7 protein-coding genes are annotated in these 5,287 nt (G+C 24.6%); all 7 read left to right on the top strand.

The window, feature by feature from the left end:
- The coding region (locus QW117_03510) for a hypothetical protein (protein ID MEM3406009.1) at positions 1–282 on the top strand (282 nt) is incomplete at its 5' end.
- 67 nt (positions 283–349) lie between these two features.
- Positions 350–646, top strand: a complete 297-nt coding sequence (locus tag QW117_03505) for a nascent polypeptide-associated complex protein (GenBank protein MEM3406008.1) — start codon at positions 350–352, stop codon at positions 644–646.
- A 36-nt stretch (positions 647–682) separates the two neighbouring features.
- On the top strand, positions 683–1,636 hold the full coding sequence (locus tag QW117_03500; protein ID MEM3406007.1) for an NAD(P)-dependent oxidoreductase: 954 nt from the start codon (positions 683–685) through the stop codon (positions 1,634–1,636).
- A 12-nt stretch (positions 1,637–1,648) separates the two neighbouring features.
- Positions 1,649–2,602, top strand: coding sequence for a GDP-L-fucose synthase (locus QW117_03495; protein ID MEM3406006.1), 954 nt, complete (start codon positions 1,649–1,651; stop codon positions 2,600–2,602).
- A gap of 9 nt (positions 2,603–2,611) precedes the next feature.
- The gene (locus tag QW117_03490) at positions 2,612–3,391 is read left to right on the top strand and encodes an NAD-dependent epimerase/dehydratase family protein (protein MEM3406005.1); all 780 of its coding nucleotides are present in this window, start codon (positions 2,612–2,614) and stop codon (positions 3,389–3,391) included.
- Positions 3,388–4,668 carry a hypothetical protein gene (locus QW117_03485; GenBank protein MEM3406004.1) on the top strand — a complete coding sequence of 427 codons (1,281 nt, stop codon included), beginning with the start codon at positions 3,388–3,390 and terminating at the stop codon, positions 4,666–4,668. The genes QW117_03490 and QW117_03485 overlap by 4 nt, the downstream gene beginning before the upstream one ends.
- Before the next feature lie 60 nt (positions 4,669–4,728).
- Positions 4,729–5,274, top strand: a complete 546-nt coding sequence (locus tag QW117_03480) for a CBS domain-containing protein (protein MEM3406003.1) — start codon at positions 4,729–4,731, stop codon at positions 5,272–5,274.
- Positions 5,275–5,287: the final 13 nt, after the last annotated feature.

Here is a 5,287-nt window from a genome sequence, read left to right as displayed (position 1 = left end):
TCAGTTAAAGAAGAATTAGGCGGGGAGATAAGTTTAGGAAGCTTATCAAATTACTTTAAAATAAAAATAAACCCCAGAATTAAAATAAAAAATTTGTTCGGAACCAGTATCTATAATTTTAAGTATGGAGAAACTATTAAAAATTTATTAGAAAAAATTTATGTAAATAATTGTATGAAAGAAGATAATTTTTCAAAATTTATTAAAAATGCTTCAAAAACAGAGACAGATGAAGATTTTAAAAATTTATATAGGAAATATGAATTAGAATTACAGGCATAATTTTTCAGAAATCTTTATTAAGTTTAAAACTTTTAAATTTTATATGTTTAACATATCAACTCGCCAGATGGAAAAAATGATGGCACAATTAGGAATAAAGTCTGAAAATATAGATGCTAAAAGAGTAATAATAGAAAGAGATGAAGGAAACATAATAATAGAAAACCCACAAATAACAAAAATGGTAATTCAAGGAAATGAGACGTTTCAAATTGTTGGAGAAAGTAAAATAGAAAAAATAAAATTTTCTGAAGATGATATAAAACTTGTTATGGAACAAACAGGAGCATCAAGAGAAGTTGTGGAAAAAACATTAAACGAAACGAATGATATTGCAGAAGCTATTTTAAAGCTGAAAAAATGAATTTACATTGATTTTTGGAAAAATTTAATTAAAGAGGTGATAAAAATTACAGAAAAACAAACAATTTTAATAACAGGTGGTGCAGGTTATTTGGGTTCTGTGATTACTGAATATTTTCTTCAAAGAAATTATAGAGTAATTGTTTATGATAATCTTCTTTATAATCAACAAAGTTTATTTAATTGTGTTCATTTTCCAGATTTTCATTTTGTATACGGAGATGTAAGAAATTATAATTTATTAAAACAATATGTTGAAAAGGCAGATATAATATTTCCTCTTGCTGCTATTGTTGGTGCTCCAGCATGTGAAAAAGTACCAGAAGTTACTTATGCTGTTAATCAACATTCTATAGAATGGTTAGCAAAACAAATAAAACCACATCAAAAAGTTGTTTTTCCATGTACAAACAGTGGATATGGAACAAAATCAGGCGAGATATACTGCACAGAAGAAACACCACTAGAACCAATTTCAACATATGGTATATCAAAAGTAAATGCTGAAAAAGCATTACTTGAAATGGGTAATGCTGTTACATTAAGATTAGCAACAGTTTTTGGTTTTTCGCCAAGAATGCGTTTAGATTTATTGGTTAATGATTTTGTATTTAAAGCAGTAAATGATAGATATATAGTATTGTTTGAAAAAGATTTTAAAAGAAATTATTTACATATAAGAGATGTACCAAGAGTTTTCGAACACGCTATAAATAATTATGAAAATATGAAAGGGGAAGCTTATAATGTCGGAATACCAGATGCTAATTTATCAAAAGAAGAGCTTGCATTAAGAATAAAAAAATTTATTCCTGATTTATTTATTACATATTCTGAATTCAATAAAGATCCAGATAGAAGAAACTACATCATATCAAATGAAAAATTACTTAAAACTGGATTTAAATTTAAATATACATTAGATGACGGTATTCAAGAGTTAATTAAAGGATATAAAATTTTAAGATTTAATCAGTTTAAAAATATTTAAGGGGTGAAAAAAATGGAAAAATATAAAACTGAACTTCTTATAACAGGAGCAACAGGATTTATAGGAACAAATCTTCAAGAATCTCTTAAAGAAAGAGGTTTTAATAAATTTGTTCCTGTTTCTTCACGCGATTTTGATTTAACTGATCAAAAACAAGTAAAATTAATGTTTAAAAAATATAAACCAGAAAAAGTTATACATTTAGCAGCTCTTGTTGGAGGTATTCTTGCAAATAAACTATATCCAGGTGATTTTTGTTATAAAAATTTAATAATAAATACAAACACTATCCATGAAGCAATGCTAAATAAAGTTAAAAAATTTATGACTTTAATCGGTGGGTGTAGTTATCCTGCAAATGCACCAAATCCAATAAAAGAAGAATATTTATGGGATGGTTATCCACAAAAAGAAAGTGCACCATATTCTATTGCAAAAAAAATGGCACTTGTACAATTACAAGCTTATAGACAACAATATAATTTTAATGGAATAGTATTAATACCTGGTAATGTATATGGTCCATATGATAATTTTTCTTTACAAAACTCTCATGTTATTCCAGGATTGATTCACAAATTTTATAATGCTAAAAAAAATAATGAAAAAGAGGTTATAGTTTGGGGTTCAGGTAAACCAGTAAGAGACTTTATATTTGTGAAGGATGTTACTGATTGTTTGGTTAAGGCATTTGAAACATATGATGACGAACAACCAATAAATATATCTACAGGTACTAAAACATCAATAAAAGAGTTAGTAGAGCTAATTTCTAGTTTATCAGATTATAAAGGAGAAATTAAATGGGATACTTCTAAGCCAGATGGACAAATGGAGAAGATTTTTGATGTAACACGTATGAAAACAAAACTTAAATTTACACCAAAAGTTTCTATAAAGGAGGGAATAAAAAGAACAATAGAATGGTTTGAAAAAAATATAAAATTAGGCAAAGTTAGAATATGAGGCGAATAAATGGATATTTATATTTTAGGTTCTAAAGGATTTGTTGGCTCAGGAATTTGTGAGTTTTTTAATTCAAAAAATATTAAAATTATAGAAATAACAAGAGACAACTATAAAAATTTTATAGGAAAAAGAATAGATATTTTTATAAATGCAAACGGAAGTTCAAAAAAAAGACTTGCAGAAGAAAACCCAAAACTAGACTTTGATTTAAATGTTATTTCTACATTAAATTCTGTATTTGATTTTAAACCAAAATTTTACATATACTTGTCAACTATAGATGTTTATAATAATGTTGCATTAAAACCAAAAGAAACTGATGTTATAATTCCAGAAAAATTAAGTAACTATGGGTTTGATAAATATATTTCAGAACAAATTATTAAAAAATATTGTAATGAATGGCTTATCTTAAGATTAGGGGGCATGGTTGGGAAAAACCTTAAAAAAAATTCTGTATTTGATATTTTAAATCTTAAAAAAACATTTGTTTCTCCAAACTCAGAATATCAATATATTAATACGTTTGATGTAGGAAGAATAATTTATGAATTATTAAAAAAAGAAATAAAAAATGATATATTTAATATTTGTGGTGATGGAACAATAAAAGTTGAAAAAATAGCAAAAATTGCAAATATTACTTTGCCTAAGGAATGCTATTCATTAAAAACAGAAAAATATGATATAGATATTTCAAAAATAAAATCTATAACTTATGTACCAAGAACTTTAGATACTATTAAAAATTTTATTAAAAATTATAAAAAAGATGAGAATATATGAAAATTGATGTAAAAATATTAAATTTAAAAAGAAAATCAGATATATGTGCTATTCTTATAGCTTATAATCGATTAGATTATACAAAAAAGCAAATTAAACTATTAACTCAACAATCAATTAAACCCGACATATTAATAATAGACAACAGTAAAAATTGTTATATTTCAAAATATCTTAAAAAAGAATTTAAAGACATTTCTTTACTTTGTATAAAAAAAGAAAATATTGGTACTGCCGGTTGTTTTTTTGTAGGAGAAAAAATTGCTTATGACATTGGTTATAAATATTTTTTAATAAGCGATGATGATGCATTTCCATTAAATAAAAAATATATAGAGCATGCACTAAAAGAATTTAAAAAAGATAAAAATATAGGTATAGTAGTTTCAACTAGAGAGAATTTTAAAAATTCATTTGAAATAGCCCAACTAGGTATTATTAAAAGAGAAGTGTTTGATAAATGTGGATTTACATATGCACAATTTTTTAGGTTTTGTGAAGATATAGAGTTTATATTAAGAGTGTCAAAATATTTTAAAATTAAAAAAATTAAAGATATACATAAACATCCATATGGTGCATTTGCAGGCGAAACCCCTAATAATTTATATTATTCTATAAGAAATTCGCTTCTTCTATATTGTGTTTATTTACATAATACATTGAAAAACCCATTTGTCTTATTTATAAGAATAACAGATGTTTTATGGCATCTTCTTGAAGGAAGAAAAAAATTTATATATGCATCATTGTTAGCATATAAAGATTTTTTAATAAAAAATTTTAAAAATAAGCCACAAATTAGAAATGAAGTATTTAATGTATTAAATGAAATAAACAATGATTTTGTCGTTCTGTTACCAAGAAAATCGGATAAAAAAATGTTGCCAAAAAAAATAAAAATAAAAAATATAGAAATATATGGTGAAAGAGGTATTTTAAAATCAAATATTAAAAAAGAAACATCATTTTTTAAACAGGCTAAAATATTAATGAAAAATTTTAATAAAAACATTCTTACTGTAGAATACTTTCCACCAATTTTATTATATTTATATAAATCAGTACAAACATTTCATCCTAAAGTAAATAAAATTTTTATTATTACAAAGCAAAGAAATGAAATAGTAAGAATTTTTTATTTTCTTTTGTTATTCTTTGGTTCATTTATCTTACTGTTCATTTTTTTAATAATTTTATTTATATATCACTTTTTAGTTTATAACGATAATTTTTTTATAGAGAACTCAAAAAATATAAAATTAAGCATAATATAAATAATTGTTTTTTTCATTCTACAGAAAGATTTAAATAGACTAATGTTGAAAAAATTATTTATGCCAACAGAAATAAGAGCAAGAGATATAATGGTTACGCGTGTTATAACTGCTAGACCTAATCAGACTGTTTTAGAAGCAGCAAAATTAATGAGAGATGAAGATGTTGGATCAGTTATAGTATGTGAGGGTACTAGACCAATAGGTATAGCAACACGCGAAGATATTGTATCAAAAGTTGTAGCTTTAGATAAAGATCCAAAGAAAGTTTTAATAAAAGATATTATGAATACACCTCTTGTAACATGTTCAGCTGATGAAGATGTTATTAACATAGCAAGAACAATGTCAAAATATGGTTATGAAAGAATTCCTGTTGTAGATTTTGGAAAATTAGTAGGAATCGTATCTGTAAGAGAAATAGCAAAAGTTTCATCTGAAGCAGTAGAAATATTACGTGAAAGATTTTCAATAACAACAGAAGGTGCTATAGAAGAAATAAATTCAGGATATTGTGAATTATGTGGAAATTATAGTGAAATCTTACATTATGTAAATGATAGATGGGTTTGTGATAACTGTAAAGATGAAGCAGAAGAAATATAACCATTACTCTTAA

Source organism: Candidatus Pacearchaeota archaeon, from assembly GCA_038874355.1.
Lineage (GTDB): Archaea > Nanobdellota > Nanobdellia > Pacearchaeales > GW2011-AR1 > JAVZCO01.
The sequence above is the reverse complement of the archived record's forward strand: the minus strand, read 5'-3'. Positions and strand labels throughout refer to the sequence as shown.

What these genes read in the sequence shown, in the direction of transcription:
- QW117_03505 (MEM3406008.1), top strand. Translation starts at nt 350, where the DNA reads ATGGAAAAAATGATGGCACAATTAGGAATAAAGTCTGAAAATATAGAT.
- QW117_03495 (MEM3406006.1), top strand. Translation starts at nt 1,649, where the DNA reads ATGGAAAAATATAAAACTGAACTTCTTATAACAGGAGCAACAGGATTT.
- QW117_03490 (MEM3406005.1), top strand. Translation starts at nt 2,612, where the DNA reads ATGGATATTTATATTTTAGGTTCTAAAGGATTTGTTGGCTCAGGAATT.
- QW117_03485 (MEM3406004.1), top strand. Translation starts at nt 3,388, where the DNA reads ATGAAAATTGATGTAAAAATATTAAATTTAAAAAGAAAATCAGATATA.
- QW117_03480 (MEM3406003.1), top strand. Translation starts at nt 4,729, where the DNA reads ATGCCAACAGAAATAAGAGCAAGAGATATAATGGTTACGCGTGTTATA.